Origin of the sequence: Microbacterium sp. 1S1 (genome assembly GCF_008271365.1) — a bacterium.
Taxonomy (GTDB): Bacteria; Actinomycetota; Actinomycetes; order Actinomycetales; family Microbacteriaceae; genus Microbacterium.
In genome coordinates this window covers 3,379,730-3,400,248 of record NZ_CP043430.1, presented here as the reverse complement: position 1 = coordinate 3,400,248, position 20,519 = coordinate 3,379,730, and the positions used below count along the sequence as shown (strand labels likewise).

The 20,519-nt window shown below is 71.6% G+C and carries 17 protein-coding genes and 1 pseudogene; 7 read left to right on the top strand and 11 right to left on the bottom strand.

Translation table 11 applies throughout. The features are described from left to right. Positions 1-91: 91 nt before the first annotated feature. Complete coding sequence (locus tag FY549_RS16390; RefSeq protein WP_149085922.1) at positions 92-829, bottom strand: IclR family transcriptional regulator; 738 nt, start codon at positions 827-829, stop codon at positions 92-94. A gap of 97 nt (positions 830-926) precedes the next feature. Here FY549_RS16390 and hutH point away from each other — a divergent pair, with 97 nt between their 5' ends. The 3 genes from hutH to hutI are packed head-to-tail and all read left to right on the top strand — an operon-like array spanning position 927 to position 5,282. After that, positions 927-2,468, top strand: coding sequence for a histidine ammonia-lyase (gene hutH, locus FY549_RS16385; protein WP_149085921.1), 1,542 nt, complete (start codon positions 927-929; stop codon positions 2,466-2,468). Continuing rightward, the gene (gene hutU / locus FY549_RS16380) at positions 2,461-4,119 is read left to right on the top strand and encodes a urocanate hydratase (protein ID WP_149085920.1); all 1,659 of its coding nucleotides are present in this window, start codon (positions 2,461-2,463) and stop codon (positions 4,117-4,119) included. Before hutH ends, hutU begins: the two co-directional genes overlap by 8 nt. Continuing rightward, positions 4,116-5,282, top strand: a complete 1,167-nt coding sequence (gene hutI / locus FY549_RS16375) for an imidazolonepropionase (protein ID WP_149085919.1) — start codon at positions 4,116-4,118, stop codon at positions 5,280-5,282. Before hutU ends, hutI begins: the two co-directional genes overlap by 4 nt. A 13-nt stretch (positions 5,283-5,295) precedes the next feature. On the opposite strand, the gene FY549_RS16370 is transcribed toward hutI, so the two are convergent. The 4 genes from FY549_RS16370 to FY549_RS16355 are packed head-to-tail and all read right to left on the bottom strand — an operon-like array spanning position 5,296 to position 10,350. Next, entirely contained in the window at positions 5,296-7,164 is a 1,869-nt protein-coding gene (locus tag FY549_RS16370; protein WP_149085918.1) for a glycogen debranching N-terminal domain-containing protein, read from the bottom strand. Next, positions 7,161-8,000: a carbohydrate ABC transporter permease gene (locus FY549_RS16365; RefSeq protein WP_187614888.1), complete on the bottom strand. Its 840-nt coding sequence runs from the start codon at positions 7,998-8,000 to the stop codon at positions 7,161-7,163. The genes FY549_RS16370 and FY549_RS16365 overlap by 4 nt, the downstream gene beginning before the upstream one ends. Then, entirely contained in the window at positions 7,997-9,094 is a 1,098-nt protein-coding gene (locus tag FY549_RS16360) for a carbohydrate ABC transporter permease (RefSeq protein ID WP_187614887.1), read from the bottom strand. Before FY549_RS16360 ends, FY549_RS16365 begins: the two co-directional genes overlap by 4 nt. A gap of 2 nt (positions 9,095-9,096) precedes the next feature. Further along, positions 9,097-10,350 (bottom strand): extracellular solute-binding protein, encoded by a 1,254-nt coding sequence (locus FY549_RS16355; protein ID WP_149085916.1) that lies wholly within the window; start codon positions 10,348-10,350, stop codon positions 9,097-9,099. A 116-nt stretch (positions 10,351-10,466) separates the two neighbouring features. Here FY549_RS16355 and FY549_RS16835 point away from each other — a divergent pair. Both FY549_RS16835 and FY549_RS16830 read left to right on the top strand, forming a co-directional pair. Beyond that, a pseudogene (locus FY549_RS16835) lies at positions 10,467-11,117 on the top strand (LacI family DNA-binding transcriptional regulator); the annotation flags it as partial. Between the two features lie 65 nt (positions 11,118-11,182). Further along, the gene (locus tag FY549_RS16830) at positions 11,183-11,470 is read left to right on the top strand and encodes a substrate-binding domain-containing protein (RefSeq protein WP_262381027.1); all 288 of its coding nucleotides are present in this window, start codon (positions 11,183-11,185) and stop codon (positions 11,468-11,470) included. A 21-nt stretch (positions 11,471-11,491) separates the two neighbouring features. Here the strand turns inward: FY549_RS16830 and FY549_RS16345 are convergent, their stop codons facing one another. Both FY549_RS16345 and FY549_RS16340 read right to left on the bottom strand, forming a co-directional pair. Next, positions 11,492-12,406 (bottom strand): arginase family protein, encoded by a 915-nt coding sequence (locus FY549_RS16345; RefSeq protein ID WP_149085915.1) that lies wholly within the window; start codon positions 12,404-12,406, stop codon positions 11,492-11,494. 1 nt (position 12,407) lies between these two features. Next, positions 12,408-13,685, bottom strand: a complete 1,278-nt coding sequence (locus FY549_RS16340; protein ID WP_149085914.1) for a DUF445 domain-containing protein — start codon at positions 13,683-13,685, stop codon at positions 12,408-12,410. A 36-nt stretch (positions 13,686-13,721) separates the two neighbouring features. On the opposite strand from FY549_RS16340, the gene FY549_RS16335 reads away from it, so the two are divergent. Then, on the top strand, positions 13,722-13,994 hold the full coding sequence (locus tag FY549_RS16335) for a metal-sensitive transcriptional regulator (RefSeq protein ID WP_149085913.1): 273 nt from the start codon (positions 13,722-13,724) through the stop codon (positions 13,992-13,994). Positions 13,995-14,008: 14 nt separating this feature from the next. Here FY549_RS16335 and FY549_RS16330 read toward each other — a convergent pair whose 3' ends face one another. Together FY549_RS16330 and FY549_RS16325 are read right to left on the bottom strand one after the other, a co-directional pair. After that, complete coding sequence (locus tag FY549_RS16330) at positions 14,009-15,397, bottom strand: aspartate aminotransferase family protein (RefSeq protein WP_149085912.1); 1,389 nt, start codon at positions 15,395-15,397, stop codon at positions 14,009-14,011. A 28-nt stretch (positions 15,398-15,425) separates the two neighbouring features. After that, positions 15,426-16,910, bottom strand: coding sequence for a CoA-acylating methylmalonate-semialdehyde dehydrogenase (locus FY549_RS16325; protein WP_149085911.1), 1,485 nt, complete (start codon positions 16,908-16,910; stop codon positions 15,426-15,428). A 168-nt stretch (positions 16,911-17,078) separates the two neighbouring features. On the opposite strand from FY549_RS16325, the gene FY549_RS16320 reads away from it, so the two are divergent. Next, positions 17,079-18,542 carry a PucR family transcriptional regulator gene (locus tag FY549_RS16320; protein WP_259614232.1) on the top strand — a complete coding sequence of 488 codons (1,464 nt, stop codon included), beginning with the start codon at positions 17,079-17,081 and terminating at the stop codon, positions 18,540-18,542. Between the two features lie 43 nt (positions 18,543-18,585). On the opposite strand, the gene FY549_RS16315 is transcribed toward FY549_RS16320, so the two are convergent. Next, complete coding sequence (locus FY549_RS16315) at positions 18,586-19,746, bottom strand: acyl-CoA dehydrogenase family protein (protein WP_149085909.1); 1,161 nt, start codon at positions 19,744-19,746, stop codon at positions 18,586-18,588. Beyond that, positions 19,743-20,501: an alpha/beta fold hydrolase gene (locus FY549_RS16310; protein ID WP_149085908.1), complete on the bottom strand. Its 759-nt coding sequence runs from the start codon at positions 20,499-20,501 to the stop codon at positions 19,743-19,745. Before FY549_RS16310 ends, FY549_RS16315 begins: the two co-directional genes overlap by 4 nt. Positions 20,502-20,519: the final 18 nt, after the last annotated feature.

Sequence of the window (20,519 nt, the reverse complement as noted above, 5' to 3'; positions counted from 1 at the left end):
TTTAGACAAGAAGGCCACCCAATGCTGGGTGGCCTTCTTGCGTTAACGCCCGCGTCGCGCGGGGCCTCATCGCTGCACCCGAGACCCGAGCTCACCGCAGAAGGCGGGCCTCGAGCGTGGCGGCCGCATCGAGGACGACGGGCGCAAGCTCCGACTCGCGGCCCCCGCCGCCGGCCCAGGTGACCGCGACCGCGGCCACCGGCCAGCCCGCTGCGTCCTTCACGACGGCGCCGACCGACCGGAGACCTTCCGCGACCTCACTGTCCTCCGTCGCGTAGCCGCGGATCCGGACCTCGCGCAACAGGTCCCGCAGCTCGCTCGGACGGCGTGGCCCCCGCCCCGTGCGGTCCGGGAACATCGAGGCGTCGGGATACAGCGCCCTGATCTGCGTGCGGGGGAGCGCCGCCAGCATCGCGCGCCCCGTTGCGGTGAGGTGTGCGGGCAGTCGCACGCCCACGTCTGTCACGAGAGCCGGACGACGCGGGGCCCGCTCCTCGACGATGTACAGCACATCCCGGCCGCTCATAACCGCGAGGTGGGCGCTCTCCCCGAGCCGGTCCGAGACACCCGCCACCAGCGGGCGCCCCAGCCGGGCGAGGGGCTGCTGGCGCGCGTAACCCCCGGCGAGTTCGAACGCCGAGGTCCCGAGCCCCCATCGTTGCTCTTCGCGGAGATGCAGCACGAAACCGTGCGCCGCCAGCGTGCGCAGCAGGTGGTACACGGTCGATCGCGGCAACGACAGTTCGCGCGCGATGGCCGAGGCGGCCACCGGCGCGGGGCGGCCCGCCAGGTAGCTGAGGATGCGCAGGGTCTGCGCTGCTGCGGGCACGACGGTCCCCTCGTCGCTGCCCGAACTGTCTGGGATCACAGACACAGGTTGTCACGAAGGGAGTGCTGCGTCGAGTCGGCGGGTGTGGAATCGAGACATGAATGACCTTCCCCCTGTGATCGTCGGTGCGGCGCCCTTGTCTCCGCTCGAGGTGGTCCGCGTCGTCCGGCATGATGCGCCCGTCCGGGTCGACGAAGCAGCTCTGACGCGCGTGGCGGAGACACGACAGGTGATCGACGGCCTCGCCGCCGACCCGCACCCGCACTACGGGGTCTCCACCGGCTTCGGCGCGCTCGCGACCACGTTCATCGCGCCCGAACGACGGCTGCAGCTCCAGGCGAGCCTGATCCGCTCTCACGCCGCCGGTACCGGTCCCGAGGTGGAGCGCGAGGTGGTGCGCGGTCTCCAGCTGCTGCGGTTGCAGACTCTCGCCTCGGGACGCACGGGCGTGCGTCCGGTCGTCGTGGAGACCTTTGCGGCGATGCTCAACGCGGGCATCGTCCCGGTGGTCCGCGAGTACGGGTCGCTGGGCTGCTCCGGAGACCTCGCCCCGCTCGCCCATATCGCCCTCGCAGCCATGGGGGAGGGGGAAGTGCGTGACGCGGAGGGACGTCTCGTCGACGCGGCCGACGCTCTCACCCAGGCTGGCATCACCCCGCTCACCCTCGTCGAGAAAGAGGGCCTCGCCCTCATCAACGGAACGGACGGGATGCTCGGCACGCTGGTGCTCGCGCTCCACGACCTCGAGATGCTGCTCCTCACGGCGGACGTGGCCGCGGCGATGTCGGTCGAGTCGCAGCTCGGCACCGACGCGGTGTTCGCCGCCGATCTGATGGCGCTGCGGCCCCAGGCGGGGCAGGCGGTCTCCGCGAACAATCTCCGGGGGCTGCTCGCCGGGTCGCCGATGGTCGCCAGCCACAAGGGCCCGGAGGACGGCCGAGTCCAGGACGCCTACTCTCTCCGGTGTTCGCCCCAGGTGCATGGGGCCGCCCGCGACACCCTCGGCCACGCCGCGATGATCGCGGAGCGCGAGCTCGCCAGCGTCATCGACAACCCGATCATCACCCTCGACGGGCGCATCGAATCGAACGGCAACTTCCACGGCGCTCCGGTCGCCGCCGTCCTCGACTTCCTCGCGATCTCCGTCGCCGACGTCGCCTCCGTCTCGGAACGTCGCACGGACCGGGCGCTCGACCCCGCCCGCAACCATGGACTCCCGCCGTTTCTGGCGGCTGAGGTCGGCGTGGACTCCGGCCTGATGATCGCGCAGTACGCGGCGGCGGGGATCGTGTCCGAGCTCAAACGCCTCGCCGTCCCGGCTTCCGTGGACTCGATCCCGTCCTCGGCGATGCAGGAGGATCACGTCTCGATGGGATGGGCCGCAGCCCGCAAGCTGTGTCGCGCGATCGACGGCCTCTCGCGTGTCCTGGCGATCGAGATCCTCACGTCCGCGCGAGCTCTCGACCTTCGCGCGCCGCTGCAAGCGGGCCCCGCGACGGGAGCCGTGCGCGACCTCGTCCGCACGGTCGCCGGAGGCCCCGGCCCGGACCGCCACCTCTCGCCCGAGATGGAGGCCGTGACCGCCCTCGTCCAATCGGGCGCCATCGCCCGTGTCGCAAAGGAGCACATGCATGACTGAGGAAACCGCACCGCGCACGGTCCGCGCGGCCCGAGGCGCCGAGCGCACCGCCAAGAGCTGGGGCGCGGAGGCGGCCAAGCGCATGCTGATGAACAACCTCGACCCCGAGGTCGCCGAGCACCCCGACGACCTCGTCGTCTACGGCGGCACGGGCAAGGCGGCACGGAGCTGGGCGGCGTACGACGCCATCGTGCGCACACTCGACGAGCTGGAGCCGGACGAGACGCTGCTCGTCCAGTCCGGCAAACCGGTCGGAGTCTTCCGCACCCACGAGTGGGCGCCGCGCGTGCTCATCGCCAACTCTCACCTCGTCGGCGACTGGGCCACCTGGCCGGAGTTCCGCCGGCTCGAGGAACTCGGGCTGACGATGTACGGGCAGATGACGGCCGGCTCCTGGATCTACATCGGCACACAGGGCATCCTCCAGGGAACGTACGAGACGTTCGCCGCCGTGGCCCGCTCGCTGGGCCGGGATTCGCTGCGCGGCACGCTGACCCTCACCGCGGGGGCCGGGGGCATGGGCGGCGCACAGCCTCTCGCCGTGACGATGAACGACGGCGCGGTCCTCATCGCGGACGTCGACGAGACGCGGCTCGCCCGCCGCGTGGAGCACGGCTACCTCGACGAATACACGACCGACCTCGACGCCGCCGTGGCGCGGGTCGTCGCCGCGAAGGAGGCCGGTGCGGCGCTGTCCGTCGGTGTGGTCGGCAACGCGGCCGAGGTCTTCCCGGAACTGCACCGTCGCGGGGTGCCCGTCGACATCGTGACCGACCAGACCAGCGCCCACGACCCGCTCGCCTACCTCCCGGTCGGCGTCGACGTCGCCCGCTGGAAGGAGGAGGCGGCGCGCGACCCCGAGGCGTTCACCCGCCGGTCGCGCGAGTCCATGGCCGCGCACGTCGCGGCGATGGTCGCGTTCCAGGATGCCGGGGCCGCGGTCTTCGACTACGGCAACTCGATCCGCGCGGAGGCGCAGCTCGGAGGATTCGACCGTGCCTTCGCATTCCCCGGGTTCGTCCCCGCTTACATCCGTCCGCAGTTCGAGGAGGGACGCGGGCCGTTCCGCTGGGTGGCGCTGTCCGGCGACCCGGAGGACATCGCCAAGACGGACCGCGCGATCGCGGAACTCTTCCCCGACGACACCGCGCTGCACCGGTGGCTCGACAAGGCGGGCGAGAAGGTGCACTTCGAAGGGCTGCCGGCGCGCATCTGCTGGCTCGGCTACCAGGAGCGGCACCTCGCCGGGCTGAAGTTCAACGAGATGGTCGCCTCGGGAGAGCTCTCTGCGCCGATCGTGATCGGCCGCGACCACCTGGACTCCGGTTCCGTCGCGTCGCCGTACCGGGAGACCGAGGCCATGAAGGACGGCTCCGACGCGATCGCCGACTGGCCGCTCCTCAACGCCCTCCTCAACACGGCGTCCGGGGCCTCGTGGGTCTCGCTGCACCACGGCGGCGGGGTGGGGATCGGCCGTTCGATCCACGCCGGGCAGGTGACGGTGGCGGACGGTTCGGCTCTCGCCGCGGAGAAGCTCGCTCGGGTCCTGACCAATGACCCGGGAACCGGAGTCATGCGCCATGTGGACGCCGGGTACGAGCACGCGAGGGAGGTCGCGCGCGACCGCGGACTGAAGGCGCCGCTGCTGTGACGACCACGCTGATCACCGGCATAGGCGAGCTGACGACCAACGACCCGACTCCCACGGATCCGTGCGGCACACTGCTCGATGCGGCCGTCCTGATCGACGACGGACGGATCGCCTGGGTCGGGCCGTCGGGCCACGCCCCCGCCGCCGACGAGACCGTCGACGCGCGCGGGCGAGCGGTGATCCCAGGGTTCGTCGACAGTCACAGCCATCTCGTCTTCGCCGGCGATCGCGCGGCGGAGTTCGAGGCGCGCATGGCGGGCCAGCCGTATGCCGCGGGCGGCATCCGCTCGACGGTCAGGGCGACGCGGGCGGCGAGCGACGAGGAGCTACGGGCCCGACTGCGTGGGTTCATGGACGAACTGCAGCGACAGGGCACCACGACGGTCGAGATCAAGAGCGGGTACGGCCTCAGCGTCGCGGACGAGGAGCGTCTCGTCCGGCTCGCCGCCGAGGTGACGCCCGAGGTCACCTTCCTCGGCGCCCACGTGGTGCCGGCCGAGTACGCCGAGGATCCGGACGCCTACGTCGACCTCGTCGTCGGGCCGATGCTCGACGCCTGCGCGCCGCACGCCCGATGGATCGACGTCTTCTGTGAGACCGGTGCGTTCACGGTGGCGCAGTCGCGGCGGATCCTCGAGGCGGGCATCGCCCGTGGCCTGGCCCCTCGGGTGCACGCGAGCCAGCTCGGTCCCGGCGACGGGGTGCGGATGGCCGTGGACCTGGGAGCGGCATCCGTCGATCACGGCACCTACCTCACGGACGCGGACATCGCCGCGCTCGCGGCATCGGACACCGTGCTCACCCTCCTGCCGGGCGTGGAGTTCTCCACGCGCCAGCCCTATCCCGACGCGCGCCGGCTGCTCGACGCGGGTGTGACCATCGCGCTGTCCTGCGACACGAACCCGGGATCCAGCTTCACCTCCTCCCTGCCGTTCTGCATGGCGATCGCTGTCCGCGACATGGGCATGACCCCGGCGGAAGCGGTGTGGGCCGCCACCGCGGGCGGAGCGCAGGCGCTCCGCCGCGACGACATCGGCCGGCTCGTCCCCGGCGCACGCGCTGACCTCGTGCTGCTGGACGCGCCCACGCGGGTGCACCTCGCGTATCGCCCGGGGGTCCCCCTGGTTGAGCGCGTCTGGAAGGACGGGGCGACCGTGCGCTGACCGCCGCGAGCGGTCAGCGCAGAACGTCGGCGCAGATCACCGCGGCGGCGGCGGACCACGCCTGCGGGCGACAGGCGGCGGGGTAGGGCACCGGACGGCCTCCGGGGACGCGGGGCTCACCCGAATGCAGCTCGGGTACCCGGTAGTCGAAGCCCTCGGCCAGATCGAGCAGTTCCGCGGCGAGCCGACGGGCGTGCGCGGTCAGTCCGGCGCGCCGCATCCCGTGCACGGCGATCGCGGTGTCGTGGGTCCAGACGCTGCCGCCGTGATAGCTGAGCGGCCAATAGCCCGCAGCCCCCGTGGACATGGTGCGGACACCGTATCCGCTCGCCATGCTCTCGCCCACGAGCAGGTCCGCGCACGCCCGCTCCTCCTCCGCATCGAGGAGGCCGGTGCCGATGAGGTGACCGATGTTGCTGGTGAGGGAATCGACCGGGGCTCCGTGCGCGTCGAGCGCGATGGCGGGATACCGCCCCTCCGGAGTGGTCACCCAGTAGGCGTCCCGGAACCGTCGACGGAGGTCCGTCGCCCAGTCGCGCAGCTCATCACCGCCGGGCTCGCCGAGATGGTCGAGCAGGGCGGCGCCGCGCACCGCGGCCTCGTAGGCGTAGCCCTGCACCTCGCTGAGGGCGATCGGCCCTTCCGCCAGACGTCCGTCGCGCCACTGGATCGAGTCGCCCGAGTCCTTCCAGCCCTGATTCGCCAGGCCGTGGCCGGTCTCGTCGGCGTAGTCGATGAAGCCGCTTCCGGAGGCGTCGCCGTGCTCGATCATCCATCTGAGGGCGGCGCGCAGCGCGGGCAGCAGCTCGCGGAGCGCCGCCACCGGCAGCCCGGCCTCGTGCGCGTCGGCGAGGAGGCACACCCACAACGGCGTCGCGTCGACCGTGCCGTAGTACAGCGGCGGGAGGAGCACGCCCTCGCCCGGCAGAGCGATCTCGGCGCTGCGCAGCTCATGCGCGATCTTTCCCGGGGCCTCGGCGGTCTCCGGGTTCACGGTCGTGCCCTGGAGGCGGGCGAGCACCCGCAGCGTGGAGGCGGCGATGTCGGTGTCGGCGCCCAGAGCCAGCCGCGCCGCCCAGATCGAGTCGCGGCCGAACAGCGTGAAGAACCATGGTGCGCCCGCCGCGTAGAACGCATCGTCCGGGTGATCGGGCAGTGCCAGCCGAAGAGCCGTGAGGTCGGCGGCCGCGCGTTCCAACCAACGCGCACTGCGCGGATCGTTCCCGGTCTCGGGGGAGTGAGCGGCAGACGGCCGGGGCGGAGAGGTCACGACGAGGCTCGGGTCGTCGAGGTCGAGTGCCCACGACAGCTCCACGCTGCCGCGCGGCGGCACGTCCACCCGCCAGGCGAGCAGGATGTCCCGTCCTTCGACCGAGACGTCGGCGTGCGGTGCCGCGAGCGCGAACGACGCCTGGCCGGCGCGGCAGCGCTCGCCGTCCCAGCTCCACTCCTCCTCGCCGTCCCTGCCGGCCTTGACCTGCTGCATCGGCGTGAAGTCCGGACGGAGGCGCACCGTCACGTCGGCGGTGAGGGCAGCATCGAGGTGGGAGGAGAAGCGCAGGGACTCGGTGAAGGAGCCCGCACGCACCGTGCGATCCCGGTCGAGGCGCACCTTCGGATCGGCGCCGGCATCGTCGAGACCGCGGAGCAGATCCGTGAACCGCACGTGCTGCGGCGTCGGCGAGGCGTGACCGATCGACTCCAGAGCGGTGCCCTGGACCCCGAGGTCGATCGCGGCGATGTGACGGACGTCGCCGTGATAGATGCCGTGGATCGCGGCGGACCCCACGCTGCCGTCTCGGCCGGACCACGCCTGGGTGGGGGCCTCGAGCGCGATCACGGCATCGTCGAGCAGGGGCTGGAGAGGGGGGCGGTCGGTCATTCCTTGACGGCTCCTTCGGTGGAATTCATGATGCGGCGCTGGAAGACGAAGAACATCACGGCGACGGGAATCGTCATGATGAGCGCGGCGGCGAGCTTCAGCGGGTACTGCGTCCCCTGGCTGAGCTGCCCGCTGGACAGGGAGGCGACGCCCTTCGTGAGGGTCGTCAGAGCAGGATCGTTCGTTGACACGATGAAGTGGCTCAGCTCGTTCCACGACCCCTGGAAGGACAGGATCACGATCGTGACGAGTGCCGGCGTCGCCATCGGCAGCACGACAGACCAGAACGTGCGGAACGCGCCAGCGCCGTCGATGCGCGCCTGCTCCTCGACCGAGACCGGGATCGACTCGAAGAAGTTCTTCATGATGAAGACCCCGGCGGCGTCGACCAGCAGCGGCAGGATCATCCCGGCGTAGGAGTTGAAGATGCCGAGCTGGTTGATCACCAGGAACTTCGGGATCAGCAGAACGACGGTGGGCACCGACATCACGGCGACGAGCGCCGCGAACACGACGCCGCGTCCGCGGAACCGCAGCCGGGCAAGCGCGTAGCCGGCGAGCGAGTTGAAGAACACCCGACCGGCCGTGACGAAGATCGTGACGATCGCGCTGTTGACGAACCAGGAGGGGAAGTCGGAGTTGGCGAACAGCCGCTCGTAGGCGGCGAAGGTCCACGACTCCGGCAGGAGGTTCACGCCGGAGGACGCGGCGTCCTCGTCGGTCTTGAAGCTCGTGAAGACCTGGATCAGGAACGGGTAGATGTAGATGAGGGCGAGCACGATCAGCAGCGCATACAGGGCGATCTGCCAGGCGAGCTGCTTGGACGACAGCTTCACGACGCACCTCCCGGGCCCGTGACCTCGTAGGCGCGGATCCGTCGCCGGGACACCGGCCGATCGCGGAGCACCCACCGCTGCAGCAGGGTGAAGAGCACGATGATGACGAACAGGAGGAAGGCGATCGCCGCGCCCTGGCCCCACTCCTGATCGGTGAAGGCCGTCTTGTAGGACAGATAGGCGGGGGTGAGCGTCGTCTTGCTCGGTGCGCCGCGTGTGCCGGTGTAGATCTGGTCGAACACCTGCCAGCATCCGATGAGCCCGAGGGTGAGGACCGTGAACAGCGTCGGCCGCAGCTGCGGAAGAGTGACCCTCCAGAACCGCTGCCAGCCGTTGGCCCCGTCCATCATGGCCGCCTCGTCGACGTCGGGGCCGAGGTTCTGCAGTCCGGCGAGGAAGAGCAGCATGAAGGTGCCGGAGGTCGTGAAGATCGCCATGAGGATGTAGGCGCTCATCGCGATCGACGGTCCGGCGAGCCAGTCCCACCAGGAGATGCCGAGCATGCCGCTCTGGGTGAGGGCGGCGGGGCCCGAGTCGATGCCCACCCCGCTCAGCACGAGGTGCAGGACCCCGCGGGGATCGTTGAACCAGTTCGGACCGTGGATGCCGAACCACGCCAGCACGCTGTTCACGGCGCCACTCGCCGAGAACAGGAAGAGCCAGAGCACGGTGATCGCCACCGAGCTCGTGACGGACGGGAAGTAGTACGCAGTGCGGAAGAACCCGCGCCCCCGAAGCACGGCTCTGTTCACCAGGACCGCGAGGAGGAGCGCGATGGCGGTCTGCAGAGGGACGACCAGCAGCACGTACCAGGCGTTGTTGCGCAGGGCGGTGCCGAAGTCCTTCGTCGCCAGGCCGCCGTCGGTCAGCACGGCGGAGTAGTTCTCGGCCCCCACGAACGAGACGGAGGGGGAGAGCGGACTACCGCGTCCCGCCCAGTCCGACATGCTCACCCACAGCGCCATGAGCACGGGCACGAGGAGGAAGACGCCGAGGATCACGATGACCGGGGCCGTGAAGAGCCACCCGGCGGCGGCCTCGCCGCGGCGGAGCCCGGAGGCTCCTCCGCGGCGAGGCAGGGCCTTTCCCGCCATGATTACTCGACGATCGCTTCGAGGTTCGCCTGCACACCGCTGAGGATCTGCGCGGGGTCACCCGTCTTCAGGGACTCGAGCTGCGCGTTGAAGTCGGCGATCACGTCGGCGGCACCGTCCAGGTTCGGCGGGAACTGCGCATTGTCCGCCCCGGCAAGGAACGGCGCGAGGGCGGGGTTGTCCGCCGTCCACTGGTCGGCCGCCGACGTGATCGACGGCATCGGGCCGAACGCCTTCGAGAACGCGAGCTGGCTGTCGGCGCTGGTGAGGTACTCGACGAGATCGAGCGCCGCCTGCTGGTTGGGGCTGTCCGCCGCCATGCCCCAGCAGTTCGTGAACTGCAGGGTGCCCTTGCCGCCGGGACCCTCCGGGAGCTCCGCCACGGTGTAGTCGACCGAGCTGAAGTCGTTGGCCATCGCACCCGTGATCCAATTGCCCTCGATCACCATGGCCGCCAGACCCTTGCCCAGCGCCTCGCCGCCCCATCCGGCGCCGACGTCCTTCGCGTACGCGAACGTGCCGTCGGACAGGTGCGTCTGGACGTACTCGAGGGCCTCGACGTTGGCGGGATCGTCGGCGATCGCGACGCCGTCTTCGACCAGGCCGCCGCCGGCCTGAGCCATGAACGCTCCGACGCGCTGGTACTCGGCGCCGAAGGCCAGGCCCACGTGCTCGGGGGTGGTGAGCTTCTGCGCGACGGCCGCGAGGTCGTCCCAGGTGGTCGGGAGGTCGGCGTCCGTGAGCCCCGCGTCCGCCCACATCTGCGTGTTGATCACGAGGGCGAGCGTCGAGAAGTCCTTCGGTGCGCAGTAGAAGGCGCCGTCGAGGGTGAAGTTCTCGACGAGGGACGGGTAGAAGTCGTCCTTATTGGAGAGCTCGTCCCCGTAGGGCTGGAGGGAGCCGTTCGCGGCGTACCCCGCCATCTGCTCCGGTGCGAGGTAGAAGAGGTCTGCGGGCTTTCCCGCGGCGAAGCCCTGGGAGAGCTCCTGTGCCAGGTCGCTCGCGACCTGGAGGTCGACCGCGGTTCCCGACTCCGCGGACCAGTCGTCGAGGGCCGACTGGACGGCTGCGGTCTCGGCGTCGCCCGACGAGCCGATGAGAACCGTGAGCCCGTCGTCGGAGGAGGAGAGCTCCGCGTCGTCGCCGCCGCTCGGCTCGCCGCCCGAGAAGCCGGAGCCGCAGCCGGTGAGCACGAGGGTGGTGGTGATCAGGACCGCTCCGGCGCCGAGCAAGGCGCGTGTGGTCTGCCGTGTCATGTCTCTCTCTCCTTTGATGAGGGCTGTCGGGCTGGAATTTGAACGATCAAACTCTGCATGGAATACGCTAGGTGCGGCAGTGCGGACGTGTCAAGCCGCCGGGATCGAGGAGAGTGATGGCCAAGGCGCCGACGGTGGAGGACGTGGCGGCCCACGCCGGTGTGTCCCGCCAGACGGTGTCGAACGTCCTCAACACCCCGGACATCGTGCGGCCGGCGACGCGGGAGCGCGTGCTGCACGCCATCGACGAGCTCGGCTACCGGCGGCACGCGGCCGCGCGGCGGCTGCGGCTGCGGCGCAGCTCGACGATCGGCATCCGGCTGGATCCGTACCTGGGCGGCATCTCGGGAGTGGTGCTCGACCGGTTCGTGCACGCGATCACCGAACGGGCGAGCGCGCGCGGGATGCGCATGCTCGTGTACGCGGCGCGGACGCCGGAGGAGGAGCTCGGGCGGCTCGCCGAGCTGTGGGAGGGATCGGAGATCGATGCGGCAATCCTCACCGGCACCGTCCGCGACGACCCCCGGGTGACCCGGTTGGATGCGCTCGGACTGCCGTTCATCTCGTTCGGGAGGCCGTGGGGCGACGACGACATCGCCGACCCCACGCACCTCTGGGTCGACGTGGACGGTGCGGCGGGCACGCGGGCGGCGACACGACACGCGCTCGAGAGGGGCGCCGAGGTGGCCTTCCTGGGGTGGCCGACGGGATCAGGCACGGGCGACGACCGTGAGCGCGGATGGCGGGAGGCGCTCGCCGAGGCGGGGGCGCGCGGTGCGCGGATCGTCGCCGAGGACGCGGTCCCTGACGCGCGACGCGCGGTCGCCCGGGCGTGGGAGGACGGCCGGGGGCCGACGCCGTCGTCTGCGCCAGCGACTCGCTCGCGGTCGGGGCGCTGCTCGGCCTCGCCGATGCGGGGGCGGCGGTCCCCGTCATCGGGTTCGACAACACCCCGACGGCCGAAGCGCTGGGCTTCTCGAGCGTGGAACAGCGGCCGGAGGACGTCGCGGAGGCGATCCTGCACCTGCTGATGGGGCCGACGGGGGACGTCGTGTCACCACGCCGGGTCGAGTCCGGTTCGGCGCACGCGCTCATCACCCCCGAACTCGTGGTGCGCTGAGCCGGCGCCGCGCGCCCGGGGTCAGCGGGCGGCGAGCCCGGCGAGCAGCTCGAGGACGCACAGCGCCGCGAGCCGCACGGTACGCGCGTCCTCCGTGTCCGCGGTGGCGTCGACCTCGGCGATGTCGGCGCTGACCACCCGCGGATCGGCGGCCACCGCGCGGGCGAGGGCGCGCAGCTCCCACGCCGCCAGGCCCCCGGGGACGCTGGCCGGGCACCCCGGAGCGACGGCGCGATCGCAGACGTCCACGTCGATGTCCAGGTGCACGCGGGGTCGGTCGCCGGTGCCCGCGACCTCGACCGCCTCGGCCACGACGTCGGCGACCCCGCGGCGGCGCACGTCATCGAGGGTGATGACGCGGATGCCCCAGTCGGCCGCGCGGCGGGCGTACGCGGCGGAGTTCGCGAAGTCCGCGAGGCCGATCTGCACGATGCGCGTGGGGTCGATGCGCGAGGTCGGGACGGTGGCCGCGGCCGGGTCGTCCTCCACCAGGCGTCGGACCGGCGTGCCGTTGGAGACTCCGTCGCGAAGGTCGAAGTGCGCGTCGAACGTGATCAGGCCCGTCGCCCGGGCGCCGAGCGCCACCGGGTACGTGAGCGCGTTGTCCCCGCCGAGCGCGATCACCAGGGCGGAGGCCTCCGCGAGCTCGCGCACCCGTGCGATCGCCCCTGCCTCTCCCGTGTCTCCGTCCGGCTCGGACACATCGCCGGCGTCGGCGACGCGGAGCACCTCGTTCAGATCGACCGGCGAGGGGTCCAGCACCGTCGTGCCGTAGCGGGGGAGCGCGGCGCGGATCGCCGCCGGGGTCGCATGCGCGCCGGTCGGCGAGAGCGAGGTGCGCCAGGTCGGTACGCCGAGGAGCACGGCGTCGGCGGCACCATCGAACGCGGGCCAGGCACCCGCGCGCGGCCAGAGCGGGTCATGGGACAGCGGCATCTCAGACTCCCGGGATGAGGGCGTGGGCGATGGTGAAGATCGCGAGTCCGGCGAGGGCACCGACGACGGTGCCGTTCAACCGGATGTACTGGAGGTCCCGGCCGACCATGAGCTCGATCTTCTCGGTGGTCTCGGCGGGATCCCAGCGTTCGACGGTGTCGGTGATGATCGACGCGATGTCGTGACGGTACCGGTCCACGAGGAAGACGGCGGCGTCGGACACCCAGGTGTCGACGCGGTGCTGGAGGGCAGCGTCGGTCGTGAGGCGCTCGCCGACCTCCTGCAGAGCCTGTACGGCGCGGCGCCGCAATCCGCTCTCCGGGTCCGCCAGCGAGGCGAGGAGTCCGTTCTTCGCGGTGTTCCACGCCTCCGCGGCGAGGGCGCCCACCCGCGGGCTGTCGAACAGCGCGGCCTTCGCGTTCTCCAGCTTCTCGCGCGTCGCCGGGTCGTTCTGCAGGGCGTCCGCGAGGCGGGACAGGTACCCGTCGATCGCGAGGCGGGCGGGGTGTCGGGGGTCGGCCTGCACGGCCCGCACGAACTTCACCGCCTCGTTGTAGACGGTGTCGTCGATGAGACGGTGCGCGATCTTGGGCATCCACCCGGGCAGCCGCCGGGAGACGAGTCCCGCGAACGAGGCGGCGTTCGCGTCGAGCCACCGCCCGATGCTGTCGACGGCGAGGTCGACCGCCCCGTGGTGCGCCTCGGCGTCCACGATCTTCTCCAGCCAGGCCCCCGCGGGCGGACCCCACTCCGGGGCGACGAGGTGCTCACGGGCGAGGTCGGCGATGAGGTCCCGCACGTCGTCGTCGCTCAGCGCGTCCAGCACCGCCGTCGCGATCGTGGCTCCCTCCGCGGCGACGCGTTCCGCGTGCGGGGTCTCCCGGAGCCATTCCCCGGCGCGGAGGGCGATCGCGGTGCTGGTGAGCTTGGTCCGCACGACATCGGCCGCGAGGAAGTTCGTCTCGACGAACTCGCCCAGTGTCCGGCCGATCTCGTCCTTCCGGTTCGGGATGATGGCCGTGTGCGGGATCGGCAGGCCGAGCGGACGGCGGAACAGGGCCGTCACGGCGAACCAGTCGGCCAGGGCGCCGACCATGCCGCCCTCCGCTGCGGCACGCACGTAGGCGAGCCAGCCGACCCGCTCTTGGAACGCGAAGGCGACGACGAATGCGAGGGCCATGAACAGCAGCGCGCCGAGCGCGACGGCCTTCATCCGCTGCAGTGCGCGCCGGCGTTCCTGATCGGCAGGGGAGAGCAGCGTCGTCGGTGTTCGCGGCATGACGCCATCCTTTCACGGGGCGAGTAGCCTCGATACGTGATCGAAGACATCAAGAAGCGCGCCCTGCACCGCACCAGCATCCTCGAGGGTCAGATGCGCGGCGTCGCGCGGATGATCGAGAACGAGGAGTACTGCATGGACATCATCACGCAGTCCCGCGCGATCCAGCGCTCGCTCGAGTCGCTCAACCGTCTGCTGCTGGAGAACCACCTGCAGACGCACGTCACCCACATGTTCGAGGAGGGTGGCGAGGAGCGCGAGAAGGCCGTCGTCGAACTGCTCAAGGCCTTCGACTTCGACCGCAAGTAGGGGCGGAGCGCGGCTCAGCGCGCGGCGGTCTCGTCCGCCACGGTGAGGGCGCGGTCGATCGCGGCCAGCCCCCGCACCAGCTCCTCCTCCTCGATCACCAGCGGGGGAGCAACGTGCAGCCGATGGAAGTGCGTGAACGGCCACACCCCGGCACGCTTCACGGCGGCGGCGAACGCGGTCATCGGTGCCGCCTCGGCGCCGCTCGCGTTGAACGGGACGAGCGGCTCCTTCGTCTGCTGATCCCGGACGAGTTCGACCGCCCAGAACAACCCGCGGCCCCGGACCTCGCCGACGCTCGGGTGGGATTCCGCCCACGCGCGCAGGGTCGGTTCCACGATGCGCTCGCCGAGGTCGCGCACCCTCCCCAGGATGCCGTCGCGGCGGAAGACCTCGAAGGTGGCGACACCGGCGGCGCAGGCGAGCGGGTGCCCGGAGTAGGTGAGCCCGCCCGCGAACGGAGTGGTCTCGAACGCGCGGGCGATGCGGTCGGAGATGACGACACCGCCCAGCGGGACGTACCCGGAGTTCACCCCTTTCGCGAACGTGATCAGGTCCGGACGCGCATCGAACGCGTCGATGCCGAACCACTCGCCGAGCCGGCCGAAGCCCACCATGACCTCGTCGGCGATGTACACGATGCCGTAGCGGTCGCATAGTTCGCGCACGCCCTGCAGGTAGCCGGGCGGCGGGACGAGCACGCCGTTCGTCCCGACGACGGTCTCGATGATGATCGCCGCGATCGTCTGCGGACCCTCGAGCTCGATGGTCTGCTGGAGATGCGCGAGCGCGCGCTCGGCCTCCTGCTCCGGCGTCTCGCTGTGGAACGGCGAGCGGTAGAGGTACGGCCCGAAGAAGCGCACGGCGCCGGTGTCGGTGACGTCGTTCGCCCACCGGCGCGGGTCCCCGGTCAGTGAGATCGCCGTCGCCGTGGAGCCGTGGTAGCTCCGGTACATCGACAGCACCTTCCGGCGGCCGGTGGACTGGCGGGCCATGCGCACCGCGTACTCGTTGGCCTCGGCGCCGCCGTTGGTGAAGAACACCTTCTCGAAGCCCTCGGGAGCGACCTCGGCGATCAGGCGGGCGAGCTCGCCGCGCACGTCATTCGCCATGGAGGGCTGGATGGTCGCCAGCCGTCCGGCCTGCCGTTGGATCGCGGCGATGAGGTCCGGGTGCTGGTGGCCCAGGTTGAGGTTCACGAGCTGGCTGGAGAAGTCGAGGTAGGCGTTGCCCTCGTAGTCCCAGAAGGTCGAGCCCTGCCCTGCGGCGATGGGCAGCGGGTCGATCAGGGCTTGGGCGCTCCAGGAGTGGAACACGTGGGCGCGATCGTCTGCGCGCACCTGCGCCCCCGTGCCACGGGAGGGCAACGGGTGAACCTGGCCGTGCCGGTCGGTGAAGGAGGTCATCGGGTCTCCGCTCAGTCGGTGGTGAGGGTCAGTGGTTGCTCGGGAAGCCGAGGTCGAGCTGTGACGGGGTGTGGTCGGGCCACCGCGTCGTGACCACCTTCGACCGCGTGTAGAAGTGCACCGACTCCGGGCCGTAGATGTGCGCGTCGCCGAAGAGGGAGTCCTTCCAGCCGCCGAAGGAGTACGCGCCGATCGGCACCGGGATCGGCACGTTGACGCCGACCATGCCGACCTCGACGTCGAATTCGTACTGGCGCGCAGTACCACCGTCGCGCGTGAAGATCGCCGTGCCGTTGCCGTAGGCGTTCGCGTTGACGAGCTCGACGGCCTCGGCGTACGTCGCGACGCGCACCACGGACAGGACAGGTCCGAAGATCTCGTCGTCGTAGACCCGCATGCCGGGGGCGACGTCGTCGACGAGGCTCACCCCGAGGAAGAACCCGTCGCCCTCGAAGGTCTTCGCCGTACCGTCGACGACCACTCTCGCTCCTTCCGCCGCGGCTCCCGAGACGTAGGAGGCGACGCGGTCGCGGTGCTCGGCCGTGATGAGCGGGCCCATTTCGCTCGCGGGATCCGTCCCCGGGCCGATGGAGAGACCGTCGATGCGGGTGGCGATCGCGGCGACGAGGTCGTCGGCGATGTCGCCCACGGCGACGAGAACCGACACCGCCATGCAGCGTTCGCCCGCGGAGCCGTACGCGGCGGAGACGGCGGCGTCCGCAGCCGCGTCGAGGTCGGCGTCGGGCATCACGACCATGTGGTTCTTCGCGCCGCCGAGGGCCTGGACGCGCTTGCCCGCGGCCGACGCCCGCTGATAGATCGACCGGGCGATCGGCGTCGAGCCGACGAAGCTCACGGCCTGCACGCGCGGGGAGTCCAGGAGGGCGTCGACGGCCTCCTTGTCGCCGTGCACGACGTTCAGCACTCCGTCCGGGAGCCCGGCCTCGCGGAACAGCCGCGCCAGCTGGACGGCGGCCGACGGGTCCTTCTCGCTGGGCTTGAGGACGACGGTGTTGCCGCACGCGATGGCCGAGGTGACCATCCACAGCGGCACCATGATCGGGAAGTTGAACGGCGTGATCGCCGCGACCACCCCGACCGGCTGCTTGACGGAGTGCACGTCGACGCCGCGGGCCACCTGCTCGCTGCGTTCGCCCTTGAGGAGGTGGACGAGACCGGCGGCGAACTCGACGTTCTCGATGCCGCGAGACACTTCACCGGCCGCGTCGGCGAGGACCTTGCCGTGCTCCGAGGTCACGATGGCGGCGAGCTCGTCCGTGCGGTCCTTCACGAGCTGGCGGAGACGGAAGAACACGTCGGCGCGCTTGATGAGGCTCGTCTCCCGCCAGCCGGGAAGGGCGGCAGCGGCGGCCGCGACCGCAGCCTCGACCTCGGCCGCGGACGCGAAGGCCACTTCACGGGTGACGTGGCCGGTGGCGGGATCGAAGACGGGGCCCCGGCGGACCGCAGCGGCGGTCTCGGTGCCGTTGATGACGTGACGGACGATGTCCACGGGGCTCCTTCGCGAGTCGTCGCGCGTCGAACACTCTGACCGAGGTCGCTACGCTGGGGATACTGCCATAGTCACAGAGGACGGAAGGCGTGCAGAGTGTCAGATCGTCAGGACTCCGTCTTCGTCCGGACAGATCGTCCGGCGGCACCGCCCGCCGCGCTTCGAGTCGTGGACGTCCTTGCGCTCCCCGTCGTTCAGCGGGGAGCGCCGGCCGTGCTCGTCGGCGGCGCAGCCCTCGACGCGGGCGTCCGGTGGGTCCACGCCTCGGACAGCGCGGACGTCGCCCGTCTGCTCGACGGCGGGGAGCTGCTGCTCACGACGGGTGCGGCGTGGCCGACGGAAGCCGGGGCGCTGCGCCGTCTCGTCACGGAACTGACGCGAGCCGGGGTGTCCGGGGTCGTGATCGAGCTCGGCGCACGGATGTCGCGGGTCCCCGACGCGGTGGTCGAGGCGTGCGCGGGTTCGGGGCTCGCCCTCGTCGCCCTCGCCGTCGAGGTGAAGTTCGTCGCCGTCACGGAGGCCGTGCACCGCGCGCTGATCGACGCGCAGACCGCCGCGCTCCGGGAGCGACAGCGGCTGCATGACCTGTTCACCGAGCTCAGCCTCCGGGGCGCTCCCGCCGACGTGATCGTGTCGGAGGTCGCCCGCGCCCTGGACGCCCCGGTGGTCCTGGAGAATCCGTCCGGGGAGGTGATCGCCGCTGAGGCGCTCGGTCTGCCCCTCGCCACGGTCCTGCGACCGGGCGCTCCGGAGGGAGGCGACCGCGTCCCCGTCCAGGCGCGCGGTGTGCGCTGGGGCTGGCTCAGGGCGGACGACGGGCCCCCGCACCCCGCGGGACGCGCCACGGTGCTCGAGCTCGGGGCGACCGCCCTGGCGTTCGGTTGTCTCGCCGACGGCGACGATGCGTGGTCCCTGCTCGCCCATCGCGGGCTCATCGACGACCTCCTCGGCGCCCGCTTCGCGCGCGAGGAGGACATCGCGTCCCGCCTCCGCCGGCTCGGCCTCGATCCGGCGCCGACCGGGAGCCGAGGTCTGGTGATCCGGACAGACGAGCCCGCGGGGCCGCTCGTGGATCGTGCCCGCGCGGCCGGGTTCGCTGCGGTCGGAGCCCGGCGCGGTGCCGACGTCGTCCTGCTCGTCGGCCCCGGCTCCCTGTCGGACGCCGCAGTGCAGCGGGTGGCCGGCGGCGCCCCCGCGGTGGTCGGCCCCGAGAGCTCCGGGGTCCTCGGGCTCCTCGGTTCGACTCGTGCGGCCCTCGCGCTCGCCGCGCGAGCGGCCCGCGGCGAGGCGCCGGCCGTGCGCCGCGTCGACGACCGGCCCCTGGAGCGTTTCGTCTCAGCCCTGCACGATGATCGCCGCCTGCAGGCGCACAGCGAACAGATGCTGGCGCCGCTGCTCCGCCACGACCGTGATCGCCGGGGCGATCTGCTGGACGTCCTCACCGCGCTCGTCGCGCACCCGGGCAACCGTTCCGCCGCGGCGGCGGCGAGCCATCTCTCCCGCTCGGTGTTCTACCAGCGTCTCGCGCTCATCGGAGAGCTGCTCGGTGCAGATCTGGACGACGGCGAGACGCTCGCGGCGCTGCACCTCGCGCTCCTCGCGCGTCGCCACGACGCGCCGCGCACGAGCTGACGGTCGCTAACGGCCGCTGCCGAGCGCGTCCGCGCTGCGCCGATCAGGCCTCCACGGGGCCGAGCCAGGCGCTCGCCGCGGTCGCATGCGCCGATTCCGGGTCGGACGGGTGGAAGGCACCGGCGAGGACATCACGGTAGAGGCGGGAGAGCTCGTTGCGGGAGAAGTAGGAGCCGCCTCCCGCGACCAGCATGGCCTCGTCGACCACGTGCTTGGCCATCGTCACGGCGCGGTGCTTCACCCCCGAGAGGGCCGGGAACCAGCGAGCGCCATGGTCGGCGCGCGCGTCGACGTCGCGGGCGAGCGCGGCGATCTGCGGCGGCAGGGCGTCGTAGGCGAGGGCCATGTCGGCGATCCGCCAGCGGATGTCCGGATCCTGGCTGTAGGCGGCACCGCTCTTCTTGGACCGCCGGGAGTGCGCCGTCGCCACGGCCAGCTCCAGAGCCCGCCGGGCGATGCCGGTGTAGACCGAGGCGAGGAGGATCTCGAAGACGGAGAAGATCCCGAAGATGATCGGGTCGGGACTGGGGCCGGGGTCGAGGCGGCGGACCACATGGGCCGCATCCGCGACGGCGCCGTCGAGCCGCGTGGTCCTGCTCTGGGTTCCGCGCATGCCGAGCGTGTCCCAGTCGTCCGAGGTGGTGACCGCCGCCGTCCGGTCCACGAAGGCGAAGACGAGCTTCGGCGCATCGGGGCTGGTCGTGTCGAGTCCGTGCAGCCCGAGCTTCGTCCACACGGGCGCGAGCGACGTGAAGATCTTGGTGCCGGTGAAGGAGTACCCGCCGCCGCCGTCGGGGACGGCCGCGGTGTCGCTCCCGAACAGCACCAGGTCGTTGCCGCCTTCGCTGATGCCGAACGCGAAGACCTCGCCGGCCACCGCGCCGTCCTGCACGAACTCGAGACCGGGGACCCCGCGATCCGAGAAGACCTTGGCGACGCCGGTCCAGACGAGGTGCATGTTGATCGCGAGTGCCGTCGCGGGCGCGGCTCCCGCGAGTCGCTGCTGGAGGATCGCCACCTGCTCCAGGCCGAGTCCCGCACCGCCGCGCTCCCGGGGCACGAGGACCGACAGGTAGCCGGACGCGCGGAGCTCGTCGAGGTCGGCCTGCGGGAACGTGTTCTCCCTGTCGTGGATCGGCGCGCGTTCGCGGATGCGGTCCAGCAGGTCGTCGGGGAGATACGCCGACGGATCGAAGTCGTTCATGCCAGGGCCTCCAGCAGCTGTCGGATCGATTCCTCCGGGCGGTCGCGATGCACCGAGTGGCCGGCGCCGGCCACGACCGACAGGGAGATGCGGGGATTGCTCGCGAGCACCTCGTCGGCGAGGGCTCCGGTGAAGATGCTGAAGACGGCGGGGTCACCGGCGATCACATGCGTCGGCATCGTCAGGCGGGCCGCATCCGCGCGGACGTCCCACGGCTGGTTCTGCACGCTGGTCTGCTCGACCGCCCAGGCGCTCGCACGACGGACCGCGTCGACCTTCAGCTCGTGGTCCTGCGGGTGCCACTGCGGATGCTCCTGACGCACCGTGTCGAGGTGGTTGTCGGCGAACGCGCGTTCCTGGCTCCGGCGCACGATGCCCGCGTCCCGCTCGCCGACGTGGATCGCAGGGTCGATGAGTACGAGCCGTCGGGTCCAGGTCGCATCGGCCGCCGCCGCGACGGTGCCGGCGGCGCCGCCGAGCGAGTGGCCGACGACCGCGTCCCAGGTTCCCGCGCCGGGAGGGCGCGTCGCGACGAGATCGGCGGCATACCCCGCGAGGGAGTAGTCCAGCGCACGCGGGGCGTCGCCGTGCCCGCGCAGATCGACCGCGGTGGCGTGCCAACCCGCGGCAGCGAGGGCATCCCCGAACCGCCACATGAGCGCGCCGGAGGAGCCGAGGCCGTGGACGAGGAGCGCGTGTCCGGTCGCGGCCGGATCACCCCAGGTCAGGCGGGGGAGGGTGACGGCGGCGGGCATGGCACCCAGCCTACGACC

Bases quoted from the DNA above. Each gene is read 5' to 3' on its own strand.
- FY549_RS16355 (WP_149085916.1), bottom strand. From the start codon at position 10,350: ATGACACGGCAGACCACACGCGCCTTGCTCGGCGCCGGAGCGGTCCTG.
- FY549_RS16340 (WP_149085914.1), bottom strand. From the start codon at position 13,685: ATGCCGCGAACACCGACGACGCTGCTCTCCCCTGCCGATCAGGAACGC.
- hutU (WP_149085920.1), top strand. From the start codon at position 2,461: ATGACTGAGGAAACCGCACCGCGCACGGTCCGCGCGGCCCGAGGCGCC.
- hutH (WP_149085921.1), top strand. From the start codon at position 927: ATGAATGACCTTCCCCCTGTGATCGTCGGTGCGGCGCCCTTGTCTCCG.
- FY549_RS16310 (WP_149085908.1), bottom strand. From the start codon at position 20,501: ATGCCCGCCGCCGTCACCCTCCCCCGCCTGACCTGGGGTGATCCGGCC.
- FY549_RS16315 (WP_149085909.1), bottom strand. From the start codon at position 19,746: ATGAACGACTTCGATCCGTCGGCGTATCTCCCCGACGACCTGCTGGAC.
- FY549_RS16345 (WP_149085915.1), bottom strand. From the start codon at position 12,406: ATGCCGCTGTCCCATGACCCGCTCTGGCCGCGCGCGGGTGCCTGGCCC.
- FY549_RS16330 (WP_149085912.1), bottom strand. From the start codon at position 15,397: ATGACCTCCTTCACCGACCGGCACGGCCAGGTTCACCCGTTGCCCTCC.
- FY549_RS16360 (WP_187614887.1), bottom strand. From the start codon at position 9,094: ATGGCGGGAAAGGCCCTGCCTCGCCGCGGAGGAGCCTCCGGGCTCCGC.
- FY549_RS16370 (WP_149085918.1), bottom strand. From the start codon at position 7,164: ATGACCGACCGCCCCCCTCTCCAGCCCCTGCTCGACGATGCCGTGATC.